We start from the raw sequence: 13,684 nt of genomic DNA, 5'->3' as shown, positions 1-13,684 counted from the left end.
CCATGACGCTGCCTTGTACGTTCGGTATCGAAGAAGAATACCTGCTGGTGGATCTTGCCAGTGGCCGGGTGCCGGTGACGCCGCCCTTGACCGTCGCCCGGCGCTGCCGCGAGGTGTTGGGCAAGCACTTCGCCGAAGAGATGTTTCGCAGCCAGGTGGAGGTGGTTTCACCTGTGCTCGCCTCAACAGGGGAGGCCCGCGAGTTCTTTACCCTGAGCCGTCAACGTCTGCAGCAAACCCTGGCCGTAGAGGGCATTGGCCTGTATGGCGCTGCCAGCCATCCCAATGCGCCGTGGCTGAAGCACAAGCCCAGGTCCTCGGCGCATTACCGGCAGGTGTTCGACGATTACCGCCATGTCGCACGCAGGTCGCTGGTCAATGGCCTGCATGTCCACGTAGGTGTGCCCGGCGGCTGCGACCGGATGCAATTGATCAACCGCGTGGTGGGCTGGTTGCCACTGTTTCTGGCATTGAGCGCGTCGTCACCGCTGTGGCAGGGGCAGGAGACCGGCTACATGAGTTATCGGCGGGTGATCTGCGGCGAGTGGCCGCACATGGGGCTGCCCGAGCCGCTGGCCGACTGGGCGGCCTACGAGCGCTATCGGGCGTTGTTGCAACGTACCGGGTCGATGGCTGCCGATGGCGACTTCTGGTGGGCGATCAGGCCCTCACGACGCTTTCCGACCGTGGAACTGCGTATTTGCGATGCCTGCCCCAACATCGAAGACGCGTTGTGCATCGCCGCGTTGTTCCGTCACCTTGTGGAACATACTCTGTCGTATCGCCACCCCTGTGGCCCGGTCGTGCGGGAGCTTCGTTGGGTTGCTCAGGAAAACTACTGGCGGGCCCTGCGTCACGGCAGGCATGCCGAATTCATTGGTATCGACGAGCAACAGCCGGTCACGGCCGAGGGCTGGCTGGCTCAGCTCGAAAGCCAGTTCCCGATCGACACCGTGGACGCCGAACGGGCCTTCATGCATGCCCGGCAGATCCTGCGCGATGGCAACAGTGCCGACAGGCAGTTGGCCTGCCTGCGCCAAGCCCGTGACAACGGCTTGAACCCTGCCCAGGCGCAGCGCCAGGTGATCGACCTGGTGCTGCAGCAAGGGTCATGCACAGCGGCCAGCAGCGCTGCCTGAAATCATCGGCTTGCAATCCGTCGGGTTTGGCTGACAATGGCTGCGCATTTCGCCAGCCACCCGGACCCACTCCATGACCACGCCCCGCATGCTGCACGACATCCCTCTCGACGACATCCTGTTTGTTTTCGCTATGGAAGACGAGGCGGGCAGCGCTTTCGCCGGGTGCAACGTGCTGTTCACCGGTATCGGCAAGGTCAACGCAGCAATCACGCTGACCCGGTCACTGCAGCGCCGTCGCCCGCGCCTGATCGTCAACCTTGGGTCGGCGGGCAGCCAACGCTACGGCAAGGGCGAAGTGGTGTGTTGCAACCGCTTCGTACAGCGCGACATGGACGTGACACCGCTCGGCTTCGCCCGCTATGAAACGCCGCTGTCGCAGCTGCCGGTCGTGCTCGAGCATGGTCTGGTCCAGCCTGGCGTGCCATTGGGTGTGTGCGGCAGCGGTGACAGCTTTGAAACTGGCCATGGCGAAGCGCCCTACGACGTGGTCGACATGGAGGCCTATGTGCTGGCCCGGATCGCACGGGATGAGGGCATCGAGCTGCTCTGCCTGAAATACATATCCGATGACGCGGGCAGCGATGCTGCCGGCGATTGGGCGGTGCAGGTTCATCTGGCGGCCGAAGCCTTGAAACGCGTGCTGTTCAGCCAGTCGCACTGAGGCGCAACTGGAATAAACCTTCCGAGCCCCCCGCAGTCAGTTGATGAAAGGGCCCGGCATTGTGGGCAGGGAGGTGACGGATGAGCTTTATCTGTTTGCTGCGTGGTTGCCATTGGCGCGCCATGCCAGAGGTTGAAGTTTCCGGGTTGCAGTGCCATTGCTGCGAGCGCTGCGGCACGCTGCGCTACTGCCAGCCCGGCCAACCGTAGGAGGCGCTCATGGCCAGGGCTATCTGGAAAGGCGCAATCAGCTTCGGCTTGGTGCACATCCCCGTTTCGCTCAACACTGCCGTGCGTACCGAGCGAGTCGATTTCGACTGGCTCGACAAACGCAGCATGGAACCGGTGGGCTATAAACGGGTGAACAAGGTGACCGGCAAGGACATCGACAAGGAAAACATCGTCAAGGGTGTGGAATACGAAAAAGGCCGTTATGTGGTGATCAGCGAAGATGAGATCCGCAAGGCGCGCCCGGAAGCCACCCAGACCATCGACATCTTCTCGTTCGTCGAAGCCAGCGAGATTCCGCTCCAGCACTTCGATACCCCTTACTACCTCAGCCCGGACAAGCGTGGCGGCAAGGTGTATGCGCTGTTGCGCGAGACGCTGGAAAGTACCGGCAAGGTCGCATTGGCCACGGTCGTGCTGCACACGCGTCAGCACCTGGCACTGCTGCGCCCGCTTGACGAAGCGCTGGTGATGATCACCCTGCGCTGGCCCGAGGAGGTGCGCGGGCTGGAAACGCTGGAGCTGGACAAGAGTGTGACCGACAGCAAGCTGGACAAGCGTGAGCTGGACATGGCCAAGCGGCTGGTGGAGGACATGAGCGGGCCCTGGACTCCCGACGACTATCACGACGCCTTTCGCCAGACCATCATGGACCTCGTTGAAGAGAAGGCCAGCAAGGGCAAGATCGCCGTGGTCGAGAAGGGCGAGGGTGGGGCCGCCGAGAAAGGGGCCGACATCATCGACCTCACCGAGCTGCTCAAGCGCAGCCTGGGCGGCAAGGCAACGAAGAAGGCAACCTCCGAGAAGAAACCCGCCAAGCGCCCGCGCAAGGCTTCCTGAATGCTGCCCCGGCCTGTCAAACAGGTCGGGACAGGCAGCTACAGACTCGCCAGATAGTCCCCGAAACCTTCCCGGGCGCGGCTGTCGATGCGGCTACTGGTGGCCACGCTGTGCCTGGCTGTCCAGACGATCTGTGCGCCGTCAGCCTCCAGGTCGCGCACCAACTGCACATCTTCATGTGCCGGCAGCGGCTGAAAGCCGCCAACCCGCTCATAGGCGCGGGCACACACGCCCAGGTTGGCGCCATGGATGTGCCGATGGCCCTCCCGAGCCTCATAGCGGCTGAGGTACAACTTACGCAGTGCCGCACGTTGCCAGGGCTGCCAGCGGGCAATGTGCACCGTGCCGCACACCACTTCGGCCGTACACGCTAACTGCGACAGCAGCCAGTGCGCCGGCACCTGGCTGTCGGCGTCGGTACAGGCCAGCCAGCTGGCGCCGCGTTCGAGCATCCAGCGGGCCCCCAGGCGGCGTGCCATGCCGACACTGCCTGCCTCGACCTCCAGCGTATCCACACCATAGCGGGCGGTCACCCGGGCGCTGGCATCGACACAGCGGTCCAGTACCACGAGCACCCGTACCCTATGGCCAGCCTGTTCGGCCAAGGCAACGGCGGCCGCCATCGCGGTCAGGCATCGCCCCAAGCGCCGCGCTTCGTTATGTGCGGGGATCACCACGCCGATCATGGGCAGGTCTCGTCCAGGTCGACCACGCTGGGCTGGCATGACCAGTACTCAAGCATGAAGTCGGCCTCTTCATGGCGATAAACCGAAAACAGCGGCAAGTGCTTGGCCAGCAACTGGTGCACTTCCCGACCATCCTGCGGGCAACCGGCGATCGGATGCTTCCAGTGGCAGGCCAGCAGGCCGCCGTCATAGCTCAGGCTGGCGACCGATTGCTCGATCACCTGCAGCCAATCGGTGGGGTCCAGGTAGTACCCGACCTCGCTCAGCACGATCAGGTCGAAGCGCCCTCCAGGCCAGTCACCTGGTAGCCTGGCTTGTTCGACCGAGGCATTGGGCACCTCGGCCAGGCGTTGACGGGCCAGCTGCACAGCGGTGGGGTCGAGGTCCTGGCACAGCAGATCGGCACAGCGCTCAGCCAGCAGCGCACTCAGTTCGCCATTGGCGCAGGCAGGCTCGAACACCCGTTGATAGCATTGGCGCGGCAGGCTGGCCATCACCAGCTCGCGTTTGCGCTTTTCATACCAACGGGTGCGAAATGCCCAGGGATCTTCGGTAGCGGCATACAAATCGGCGAAATACTGCGCATCGAGGCTCATGACTACTCCGTTTACAGGAACACCAGTTCGAAAGGTTGCAGCAGGCACTCCTGCAGGTGCGCAGGCAGCACCGCAGGCTGCGGGCCGTCTGCTACCAGCTGGCTGACATGGGCGGCGAGCGCCTTGCGTTTGCGTGCCAGGCTGGCTTCAGTGAGTTGCACCCGGTGGGCCCGCGGCCAGGGCAGGCGGGGGTCATCCGGCTGCGCCCAATGCCAGGCCCAGACCGGCACTTCGATCAGCTGCGCATTGCGCGCCAGCGCGGCCTGGGCTGCTGCCCGGCCAACCGCTTCGTGGTCACAATGGCCATCGCCGCGCCAGGTCGCCATCAACAGGTCGTCGGGGCGCAGGCACTGGGAAAGGTGGTTGGTGAGAAACGCTTCTTCACGGGGCAGGCCGCCATCCTTGAGGTTGAGCCTGCGCCACTCCAGGCGGTTGGGATCCAGGTCAAGCTGAACCAAGGCCTGCCGACTCTCAAGTGGCCGTTGGCGGCGCAGGCGGTGCTCGGTCCACTGCGCCGAGCCAGGGTGGCTGCCTTCGCCATCGGTTGCGGAAATGATCAGCAGATCAGCCTCACGGCCGCGAAAGTGGGTAAGCAGGCCGCCTGCCATCAGGATCTCATCATCCGGGTGCGGCGCGACCAGTACCAGCCGGCGCCCAGGCGGGCAAAGCTGCTGCGGGGTCATCCAGGTGGCCCGGGCCAGGTGGGCCGCGTGTTGCCAGGCAGACCACGGCGTACCGCTACTGGCCTGGATCAGGTCTTCACTCATAGTTGCCACGCTCCTGCCGGCACCTGCGCGACCTGCTGGCCCAGCGCGGCCAGGTCCCGTTCGGCATGGCTCTGGCGCAGATAGACCGGCAGGTCGGCACTGAGGCGGGCGAAATGACTGTTGCGGCAAAATGGGCTTGCACCCAGTGCCCGGCCGACGTGGTTGATGACGTGGTCGACCGCCTGCTCCACCTGGGCGCGGGTGCGGCGTACCTCGAAACTGGCATCCGCGTCGGGGTGCTGATCAATCCAGTGCGCACATTCGCGCAATGCGGCGCGGGCGCCATACAAGGCGGCATCGACCGCGCCGAGGTGAGCCTGGGCATGGACGTCGGGGTGCGGGTTGCGACAGTAGGCGCGCAGATAATCCGCCAGGGCTTCCGCTGCACCGTACCAACAGGCGGCAATACCGGCGCCGCCATGCCAGAATCCCGGACGCGACAGGTATTGCCCGGGGCGGCCGATGGCAGTGCCAGGGGAGTTGTCGAAGGTCACTTCAATGCTGGCCGTGGTGCCCATGCCCACCGCCTGCCAACTCTCGATGTTAAGCCCCTGGCTGGGTTGCGACAGTTCGATGGCAACCAGTTGCGGTTGGTCATCCTCGGCCCAGGCGGTAATCAACGCCCGGTCGATCTGCAGTGCACCTGAACACCAGGCCTTGCGGCCGGCCAACCGCACGCTGTCACCGTCACGCGCCACAATCTGCGCACGGGCGTCGGGCGGTTCTGCTGCCCAGACGCCCCATATGCCGTCGGCGACAAGGTGGGTGGCCCCGCATTCGGCCAATATCGCCATCGCGTCCGTATGCCCTTCATACAACTTGGCCAGGGCCAGGTCACAGCCCGCCACCCGCGCCAGGGTCTGCCAGCGCCGCAAGGTGCTGCCCTGGCCCGGCAATGGCAACAGGTCCAGCTGATCGGCGCGTAACGCCTGGATCAGTTGTGGCAGCTGCGTGTCGAGGTTAAGTGGTTGTGGTCGCTCGCAAAAGTCGCGTAGCAGGCGGTCGAGGTTGTTCAGGTCGAAATCCTGGATGATGCTCATGCCAGCCCCATTTTCTTGCGCATGCCTGCGGTAATGGTTTGACGGGTCTTGCCCATCTCGGCCCATGGGTCGTCCACCTCGGCCAGGCGTTCGCGCAGGTTGCCGATATGCCATTGGTTGGCGCCCTTGAGTTGGCCCAGTTCCTCTCGCCAGATCGGTACCGAAACCGGCAGCCCCTCCCGCGCCCGCAACGAGTAGGCGCAGACGGTCGTGGCACCCTTGCCGTTGCGCAGGTAGTCGATGAAGATCTTGCCGACCCGGTTCTTTGGCCCTGATACGGCGCTCAAGCGGTCGGGGAACAACTTGGCCAGGTAATTGACGATGGCGTGGCTGAAATCCTTCACGTCATCCCAGCCGGCACGGCGTGTCAGCGGCACGACCAGGTGCATGCCCTTGCCACCGCTGGTTTTCAGAAAGACCTTGAGCCCGAGCTCGTCAAGCAAAGTGAGCGTCAGTTGCGTGGCCTCGAGCATGGCTTTCCACGGCAGCGCCGGGTCGGGGTCCAGGTCGAGCACGAAGCGGTCAGGTTTGTCGAAGTCCTTGTCGGTACCATTCCAGGTATGCAGTTCCAGCATGTTCATCTGCACGGCGCCGAGCAACGTGTCGGGGCGGTTGATGACCATCGCCGCCTGGCCGGCCTCGGCCTTGTCGTAGCTGACCACCTTCGGGATGTGCAACTGGCCGGCGTTTTTCTGGAAGAACAGCTCGCCACCCAGGCCATCGGGGGCGCGCACCAGGGCGACCGGGCGGCCTTTGAGCTGCGGCAGGATCCATTGGCTGACCGCCGCATAGTATTCGGCGACCTGGCGTTTGGTGGCACCGATCGTGGGGTCGATGACGCGGTCAGGGTGGGTCAGGCGCAGCTCACCGAGGTCGTCCGGCAGCTCGGCTTGCTTGCGTTTGGCTACGCTCTTGCCAGGCATGGCGCGCTCCAGGTCGATATCGGTGGCTGGCTTGTCGTCCCGCAGCCCGTGGAACACCGAATGGCGCACCACGCCGTCGCGGGTCATCTGGGCATAGGCAACTTCAGCCAGCAACTGAGGCTTCAGCCAATGTACGCTGCGCGCCTCGGCCCCTGTAGGCGGCTTGGGCAGGGCAGGCTTGTCGATTTCCAGCGGTTTGAGCCGGGCAAGGATGCTTTCCAGGGTGGTGGCGCTGAAGCCTGTACCGACCTTGCCGGCGTAACGCAGCTCGCCGCTGTCGTCGTCATGCAGCGCCAGCAACAAGGCGCCGAAGCCGGTGCGGCTGCCCTTGGGGTCGGTGTAGCCGACGATCACGAACTCCTGGCGTTGCTTGCACTTGAGCTTGACCCAGTCGGCACTGCGCCGGCCGACATAGGGGCTGTCGGCGCGCTTGCCGATGAGGCCTTCGAGTTCCAGCCGGCAAGCACTGTCGAGCAACGAGTCGACAGGCTGGTCGAAATCCCGCGAGTACCTGAGCAGCTCCGATTCACTGTGCTCGAGCAAGCGGCGCAAGGCCTCACGCCGTTCCTGCAAGGGCACCTTGCGCAGGTCCTGATCGCCTAGATACGGCAGGTCGAAAACGTAGTAGCAGATCTGTTCATCACGCTCGGTATCGAAGGCGTTCTGCAGGGCCTGGAAGTCGGCCTTGCCATTTTCGTCGTTGACCACCATCTCGCCATCGAGCCAGGCGCGATCCACCCCCAATGCCCGCAGGGCCGCTACTTGCCCAGGCATCTTGGCCGTCCAGTCGTGGCCATTGCGAGTGAACAGGCGGACATCGTCGCCGTCGATACGGGCAAGTATGCGATAACCGTCGAATTTCACTTCATAGTGCCAGTCACCTGCTGGCGGCGAGTCGACCAGGGTTGCCAGCTGGGGTTGCAAGCGATCGGGCAGTGCCGCCTTGACCGCGCTGCCTGTGGACTTTTTGGCTGGCTTTGCCGGCGCAGCACGCGGATGCAAGGTGCGATCGCTGATGACGCTGTCCGGTTGCGCCTCGACGATGCTGTAGTCGTCTTCGCTGCGGGCCTCGCCATCGTGGGACTTGACCAGCATCCATTGCTCTTTCTTGCCCGCTAGGTGGGTGCGAAAGAGATTCCATACGCCCGCCAGCTTTTCACCCTGCAAGCGAAAGCGCAGCTTGCCTTTGGCATAGGCCTGCCGAGGGTCGCCTTCAGGCTCCCACACCCCACGGTCCCAGACGATCACATCGCCGGCACCGTAGTGCCCCTCCGGGATATGCCCCTCGAAGTCGGCGTAGTCCAGTGGGTGATCCTCCACGTGCACCGCCAGGCGCCGCACCTTTGGATCGAGCGAAGGGCCTTTGGGTATTGCCCAGCTTTTCAGCGTGCCGTCCAGTTCCAGGCGGAAGTCGTAGTGCAGGTGGCTGGCATCATGCTTTTGTATGCAGAACTGCAGTGCGTGAGCGCGTTTGCCTCGGCCTCCCTTGCCGCTGGGCTCGGGCGTGGCGTTGAAATCGCGCTTGCGCTCGTATTCTTCGAGAGGTTTGGCCATGGCGGGCTCCGCAATCATCCGCTGTCTGTAGGTTGGGAGATGGCCAGTCGCCCGGTAGTTCAAAAAAACTCTGAATCATCCGCAGCTTGGCGCAGTCGACCGCAGGTAAGCCACAGAAGGAGAGCCGATATGTCCGGACCAGATGACCCCAAGCCATACACCCCGACAGAGATCGATGACACGGAAGACCGCATGGGCAGTGTCCATGAGCTGGACTTCAGTGACCGCAACGATGATCGCGTGGGCCGGGTAGGTGACGAGCGGCCTGCACAGGAAGTCGACCAGGAGTTTCCCCCCAGGCGGGTTGCCGAAAGTGGCATGAGCGGAGGGGAAGCGTTGAGCGACAGCTTGCACGAAGACAATGTCACCTATGACGACCTGAGCCCTGACACGCTGCTGGACGAAACCGGTGCCCGCGACCCCCATGAACCGGGTGACGGCAGCGGGCCCGCGGACAAAACCCTGCGTCATGTGGATGCCGAGGAGATCGGCGGTGGCATCGGCCTCGATGAAGCGGAGCTGGCGCGCTCCGCGCCGTTGGACGGCGAGCCGTGGACAGACGACGTCATAGACGATGAACAGGGGACAAAACCATGAACGAGCAACGTTGTGCCTGCAATCATTGCAGTTGCACTGTCGACGCCAACGCCGTGCAGCAGGGCGGTAAAGCCTATTGCTGCGAAGCCTGTGCCAGCGGCCACCGCAATGGCGAACCCTGCCGGATGGCCGATTGCAAATGCGGCGATATGGAGCAGCCGAAGGAGAGCAATGTCGACAATGCCCTGGATGAGACCTTTCCGGCCAGCGACCCGATCTCACCCTGACAGGCGGGTCATCAATGGGTTTGCCAGATGCCTTCGTTACGCTCGCAATCGGCCCGGGCCTGGCCAAGGCTCGGGGTGTCGTAATAGTAGGTGATCACCCTGGCATCCTTGGACAGGGCCGGCCTCGATGAAGGCTGGTCCTGCCCGGCTGCCTTGGGATTGGCCAGGGTTTCCTGGGTCAACGGCGCGATGCAGCTGCCCACACTGCCATCGGCACAACGCGCCACCTTGTGTTTTTCCGTGCTGAGCATGTCCTTGCTCTCGTTGCTGCACGACCAGTTGATGGCTTCGGCGGGCATGTTGCTGAAGCTGTAGCAGGTACGCTGCTCGACGGGCTTCACCGCCTCGCTGGATGAGCGGGTCAGCACATCGCAAGACTCTGCGAAGACTTCGCCGCTGGCCAGGCTGACAAGCATCAGCATCATTGCAGGAACGCGCATGATTACCTCCCAGGCCGTCTAGGCCGGTTTGTCGCGCTGGCGCATGGCCTTGGCGCGCTTTTCCAGGATCAGGTAAGTGAGTACGGCAGCCACCAGCGGTATCAGGTAATACAACGTCCGATAGCCCAGCAGCGCCGCCACCAGCGTGCCTTGGCCAAGTTGCCCGTGCAGCAGCGCAAGGAACACCGTTTCGAGCACTCCAAGGCCGGCGGGAATGTGGGCGACCACCCCGGCCACGCAGCTGATCAGCAGGATGCCGAGGATCGATGGGTAGAACGCCTCGCCAGGCAGCAGCCAGAAAATCAGCAAGGCCATCATCGCCCAGTTGCTGGCGCCCAACGCAACCTGGCACAGGGCAAGACGCAGCGAGGGCAGGGTGACTTCATGCTCACGCCAGCGCCAGGTGCGCTTTTTCGCCAGGCCGCAGGCCAGCAGGTAGCCGATCGCGATCGCCAACAACAGCACGCCGATCAACCGCAGGCCGCCAGCCCCGACCGCCCAGTTGGCCGGCAGCTTGACCAGGCCCAGAGCGAACAAGCTGCCGGCCAGCAGCATGTAGCCCATCCAGTTGGTCAGCAGGCCCAGGGTGAGGATGCGGGTGATGGTGGGCGTATCAAGCCCAAGGCGGCTGTACAGGCGGTAACGCAGGGCCACGCCGCCTACCCAGGTGGTGAAGTTGAGGTTGAAGGCATAGCACACGAAGGCTATCGGCAGCACCTGCCGGGCGGGCAACGAGTGGCCGGTATAGGCCCGGGCCAGCAGGTCGTAGCTGGCGAAGATCAGGTAACTGCACAGCGCCAGGGCCAGGCCGATGGCCAGCGTGCCCGGCTTGTAGGCCAGCAGTGACTGGCGCACCTCGTTCCAGTCAAGGTTGCGCGCAAGCACGTACAGCAGCACCGGTATCAGGATCAGGAACGCCACGGTAAACAAACGCTTGCCCCAGATTTGCCAGGTTTTTTGCGCCATCAGGTGTTGCCCTCATGCAGATCGCCCTGGGCCTCGACGTCCGGCTGCAGCGAACGCAGGCGCTGGCGGTGGGCGGGGAACCAGCCAGCGATCCGCGGAAAATGCCGGATAACGTGGAAACACACGAAGATCAACGGTGCACGCCACCAGTAGCCACGGATCATGCGCTCCAGCGTCACCGGCTTGCATTGCTCGTCTGCCAGTGCCTGCAGGTGCTCGTACAATTGCTGGTTGAATGCCGGGTCGCGGATGAACAGGTTGGCCTCGAGGTTGAACGACAGGCTCAAGGGGTCGAGGTTGCTCGAGCCGACCGTGGCCCACTCGTTGTCGACCAGCGCCACTTTGCCGTGCAGTGGTCGCTGGCAGTATTCGCGGATGCGTACGCCGTCGCGCAGCAGGTAGTTGTAGAGCAGGCGCGACAAGGCGCGTACCCAGCGCATGTCGGGCTGGCCCTGTAGGATCAAGGTGACCTCGACCCCGCGGCGGGCGGCGTTGCGCAGCTCTCGCATCAGGCGGTAGCCCGGGAAGAAATAGGCATTGGCCACCACCACCCGCTGGCGCGCCGAGCGCAGGGCTTGCAGGTAATGGGCTTCGATATCGGTGCGGCGCAGACGGTTGTCACGTTCCACCAGCACCGCCTTGCTCGCGCCTGTCGGTGCCGTCTGCGGCCGTACCTCGCTGGGCGGCTCCAGCACCGGAGCCATCAGCCTGCGGCTGGCGGCATGCACCTGCGCCACCACCGGCCCGGTCACCTCCACGGCGTAGTCCTGCTTGGCCATGGGGCCGAAATCGCCCAGGTGGTCAGCGCTGTAGTTGATCCCGCCGATAAAAGCCCGCTCACCATCGATCACCACGATCTTGCGGTGCAGGCGCCGGAACAGGTTGGTGCGCATGCCGGCGACCCTCGGTTGCGGGTCGAAGGCATGGAAGCTGACACCGGCATCGGTCAGCGCTGCCACGAAGCTGTCGGGCAGGTCGGCGGTGCCGTAGCCGTCCACCGCCACCTCTACCCGTACGCCGCGCCGGGCGGCATCGATCAGCACGCCCTGCAATTGCTGGCCGACCTTGTCGTCGAAGATGATGAAGGTTTCCAGCAGGATCTCTTCCTGTGCCTGGGCCATTGCCTCGAATACACGGGGGTAATACTGCTCGCCATTGATCAGCAGTTCGATACGGTTGCCATCGACCCAAGGTCTGTTCACAGGTTGATCTCCGCAGCCAGTGGTGCATGGTCGGACAGATGCGACCAGGGATACATGGACAGCACCTGAGCCTTGGTCGGCATGGCATTGCGCAGGTAGATGCGGTCCAGGCGCAGTAACGGCAGGCGCGCCGGGAAGCTGCGGGCAGGGCTGCCGAAGTGTTCGCCAAACGCCTCCACCAGGCGCCGGGAGAGCACCGCGTCGGCCTTGAGCCGCCAGTCATTGAAGTCGCCGGCGATGATCACCGGCGCTTGTGCCGGCAGCCGGTCCAGCAGTTGCAGCAGCAGCTGCACCTGGCTTTGCCGGTGCGCTTCGCGCAGCCCCAGGTGCACACAGATCGCGTGCACTTGCTCATGCCCCGGTACCTCCAGGCGGCAATGCAGCAGGCCGCGCTGCTCGTTGCCCTGGATCGACACGTCGAGGTTCTCATGGTGAATGATGGGGAATTTCGACAGCAGGGCGTTGCCATGGTCACCGTCGGGGTACACCGCGTTGCGGCCGTAGGCGAATTGCGGCCACATGCTGTCGGCGAGAAATTCATACTGCGGCGTCTCTGGCCATGCCGGGTGGCGCATGGCGTGCTGCTGATGGCTGCCATGGACTTCCTGGAGAAACACCAGGTCGGCCTCGGTGGCGCGCACGGCTTCGCGCAACTCGGGGAGGATGAAGCGCCGGTTGAACAAGGTGAAGCCCTTGTGCACGTTGATGGTCAGCACGTTCAGCCGGTGCACGGCGGTGACCTTGTCGATGATGCAGCGCGGCGAGGGCAGGGTCTTGTTCACAACGGCACCTCCGGCTCCACGCCCGGCTCGGTGAGCAGGTGGTAATCGAGCTTGAGCTTTTCCAGCAGGCGCCGTGCATCGTAGGGCGCATGCACTTTCTGATCGTTGTCGAAGTAGCAGTAGACATCGCGCGACGCCCGTTTTGGCGGCGCCTTGGCCACGACCAGCTGCGCATCTTCCACCTGGCCCCCTGCGGCCCAGGCCTGGATGCGCTGCTTCCAGCGTTTCAGGGCACGCGCCGTGTAACCACTGCTGTAGAGCTCGACGTCGCCGTGCAGGCGCATATAGACGAAATCGGCGGTCACATCTTCGACATAGGGCCACTTGCCCGCACTGTCCGCCACGACCAGGGCAACGCGGTGCTTGCGCAGCAGTTTGATGAAGCCCTCGCAGAGAAAGCTCTCATGGCGGATTTCCACGGCGTGGCGCAACCGCGCATTGCCCTTGATCGCGGTGCCACCGTTATCCTTCAGACGCTCGGCACAGCCTTGCGCACAGGCACGAGCAGCCTTGCGATCCTTGGGCAGCAACTCGAAGAAATGGCTGAACCGTGCTTCGTCGAACTTCATGTTGGGCGGGAATTGCCACAGGAACGGCCCCAGTTTGTCCCCCAGCAGCAGTGGGCCGGAGGCGTAGAAATTGGCGATAGCCTCTTCAACTTCCTTTAGCCGCCGCACATGGGTGATATAGCGCGGGCCCTTGACCGAAAAAACGAAGTCCTCTGGTGTTTCGTCACGCCAGTTCACATAGCGTTCAGGGGTTTGCAGGCTGTAGAACGAGCCATTGATCTCGATGCTGTTCACGGCCCGCGAAGCAAACGCCAGCTCGCTGTCCTGGCGCAGGCCCTTGGGGTAGAAGTCCTTGCGCCAGGGGCCGTAGCGCCATCCGGAAATACCGATGCGGATATCGCTCACGCTGTTGTCCTCATAGCCTGCTCCTTTGCATGACACTTGAATGTGCGACAGGGGCAGCGCGGCAAGGGTTCAGCGCAGGTGATCGAAGGCAAGCCGGGCGCCCTGGGTTGAACTTTGCCG

16 protein-coding genes are annotated in these 13,684 nt (G+C 63.7%); 6 read left to right on the top strand and 10 right to left on the bottom strand.

Annotated elements, in window-relative coordinates; genetic code table 11:
- The first annotated feature begins 2 nt into the window (after positions 1 to 2).
- The 4 genes from ACQKPS_RS03290 (at position 3) to ACQKPS_RS03275 (ending at position 2,870) form a co-directional block, all read left to right on the top strand.
- The gene (locus ACQKPS_RS03290; protein ID WP_254485434.1) at positions 3 to 1,139 is read left to right on the top strand and encodes a carboxylate-amine ligase; all 1,137 of its coding nucleotides are present in this window, start codon (positions 3 to 5) and stop codon (positions 1,137 to 1,139) included.
- Between the two features lie 73 nt (positions 1,140 to 1,212).
- Positions 1,213 to 1,803 (top strand): nucleosidase, encoded by a 591-nt coding sequence (locus ACQKPS_RS03285; protein WP_427602693.1) that lies wholly within the window; start codon positions 1,213 to 1,215, stop codon positions 1,801 to 1,803.
- A gap of 80 nt (positions 1,804 to 1,883) precedes the next feature.
- Complete coding sequence (locus tag ACQKPS_RS03280; protein WP_283724159.1) at positions 1,884 to 2,012, top strand: PSPA7_2676 family Cys-rich small protein; 129 nt, start codon at positions 1,884 to 1,886, stop codon at positions 2,010 to 2,012.
- Between the two features lie 9 nt (positions 2,013 to 2,021).
- Positions 2,022 to 2,870 carry a Ku protein gene (locus tag ACQKPS_RS03275; protein ID WP_254485436.1) on the top strand — a complete coding sequence of 283 codons (849 nt, stop codon included), beginning with the start codon at positions 2,022 to 2,024 and terminating at the stop codon, positions 2,868 to 2,870.
- Between the two features lie 38 nt (positions 2,871 to 2,908).
- On the opposite strand, the gene ACQKPS_RS03270 is transcribed toward ACQKPS_RS03275, so the two are convergent.
- From ACQKPS_RS03270 to ligD, 5 genes are read right to left on the bottom strand one after another with little or no spacing between them, the layout of a single operon-like run.
- Positions 2,909 to 3,556: a glycosyltransferase gene (locus tag ACQKPS_RS03270; protein WP_254485437.1), complete on the bottom strand. Its 648-nt coding sequence runs from the start codon at positions 3,554 to 3,556 to the stop codon at positions 2,909 to 2,911.
- Positions 3,553 to 4,152 (bottom strand): class I SAM-dependent methyltransferase, encoded by a 600-nt coding sequence (locus ACQKPS_RS03265; protein ID WP_176506257.1) that lies wholly within the window; start codon positions 4,150 to 4,152, stop codon positions 3,553 to 3,555. Before ACQKPS_RS03265 ends, ACQKPS_RS03270 begins: the two co-directional genes overlap by 4 nt.
- Positions 4,153 to 4,163: 11 nt before the next feature.
- Entirely contained in the window at positions 4,164 to 4,919 is a 756-nt protein-coding gene (locus tag ACQKPS_RS03260; RefSeq protein ID WP_254485438.1) for a PIG-L deacetylase family protein, read from the bottom strand.
- Positions 4,916 to 5,959, bottom strand: a complete 1,044-nt coding sequence (locus ACQKPS_RS03255) for an acyl-CoA dehydrogenase family protein (protein ID WP_254485439.1) — start codon at positions 5,957 to 5,959, stop codon at positions 4,916 to 4,918. The genes ACQKPS_RS03260 and ACQKPS_RS03255 overlap by 4 nt, the downstream gene beginning before the upstream one ends.
- Positions 5,956 to 8,436, bottom strand: a complete 2,481-nt coding sequence (gene ligD / locus ACQKPS_RS03250; protein ID WP_427602690.1) for a DNA ligase D — start codon at positions 8,434 to 8,436, stop codon at positions 5,956 to 5,958. The genes ACQKPS_RS03255 and ligD overlap by 4 nt, the downstream gene beginning before the upstream one ends.
- A 129-nt stretch (positions 8,437 to 8,565) precedes the next feature.
- On the opposite strand from ligD, the gene ACQKPS_RS03245 reads away from it, so the two are divergent.
- Both ACQKPS_RS03245 and ACQKPS_RS03240 read left to right on the top strand, forming a co-directional pair.
- Positions 8,566 to 9,033 (top strand): phosphotransferase system, HPr-related protein, encoded by a 468-nt coding sequence (locus tag ACQKPS_RS03245; RefSeq protein ID WP_254485441.1) that lies wholly within the window; start codon positions 8,566 to 8,568, stop codon positions 9,031 to 9,033.
- Complete coding sequence (locus tag ACQKPS_RS03240; protein ID WP_176506252.1) at positions 9,030 to 9,260, top strand: metallothionein; 231 nt, start codon at positions 9,030 to 9,032, stop codon at positions 9,258 to 9,260. Before ACQKPS_RS03245 ends, ACQKPS_RS03240 begins: the two co-directional genes overlap by 4 nt.
- Positions 9,261 to 9,271: 11 nt before the next feature.
- Here the strand turns inward: ACQKPS_RS03240 and ACQKPS_RS03235 are convergent, their stop codons facing one another.
- From ACQKPS_RS03235 to ACQKPS_RS03215, 5 genes are read right to left on the bottom strand one after another with little or no spacing between them, the layout of a single operon-like run.
- Positions 9,272 to 9,700 carry a hypothetical protein gene (locus ACQKPS_RS03235; protein WP_427602687.1) on the bottom strand — a complete coding sequence of 143 codons (429 nt, stop codon included), beginning with the start codon at positions 9,698 to 9,700 and terminating at the stop codon, positions 9,272 to 9,274.
- An 18-nt stretch (positions 9,701 to 9,718) separates the two neighbouring features.
- Positions 9,719 to 10,666: a lysylphosphatidylglycerol synthase domain-containing protein gene (locus tag ACQKPS_RS03230; RefSeq protein WP_427602685.1), complete on the bottom strand. Its 948-nt coding sequence runs from the start codon at positions 10,664 to 10,666 to the stop codon at positions 9,719 to 9,721.
- Entirely contained in the window at positions 10,666 to 11,868 is a 1,203-nt protein-coding gene (gene clsB / locus ACQKPS_RS03225) for a cardiolipin synthase ClsB (protein WP_427602683.1), read from the bottom strand. The genes ACQKPS_RS03230 and clsB overlap by 1 nt, the downstream gene beginning before the upstream one ends.
- Positions 11,865 to 12,650 carry an endonuclease/exonuclease/phosphatase family protein gene (locus tag ACQKPS_RS03220; RefSeq protein WP_427602681.1) on the bottom strand — a complete coding sequence of 262 codons (786 nt, stop codon included), beginning with the start codon at positions 12,648 to 12,650 and terminating at the stop codon, positions 11,865 to 11,867. Before ACQKPS_RS03220 ends, clsB begins: the two co-directional genes overlap by 4 nt.
- Positions 12,647 to 13,564: a DUF72 domain-containing protein gene (locus ACQKPS_RS03215; protein ID WP_254485447.1), complete on the bottom strand. Its 918-nt coding sequence runs from the start codon at positions 13,562 to 13,564 to the stop codon at positions 12,647 to 12,649. Before ACQKPS_RS03215 ends, ACQKPS_RS03220 begins: the two co-directional genes overlap by 4 nt.
- Between the last annotated feature and the right edge of the window lie 120 nt (positions 13,565 to 13,684).

The organism is Pseudomonas sp. NPDC086566 (assembly GCF_050280885.1).
Lineage (GTDB): Bacteria > Pseudomonadota > Gammaproteobacteria > Pseudomonadales > Pseudomonadaceae > Aquipseudomonas > Aquipseudomonas vlassakiae.
The sequence above is the reverse complement of the archived record's forward strand: the minus strand, read 5'-3'. Positions and strand labels throughout refer to the sequence as shown.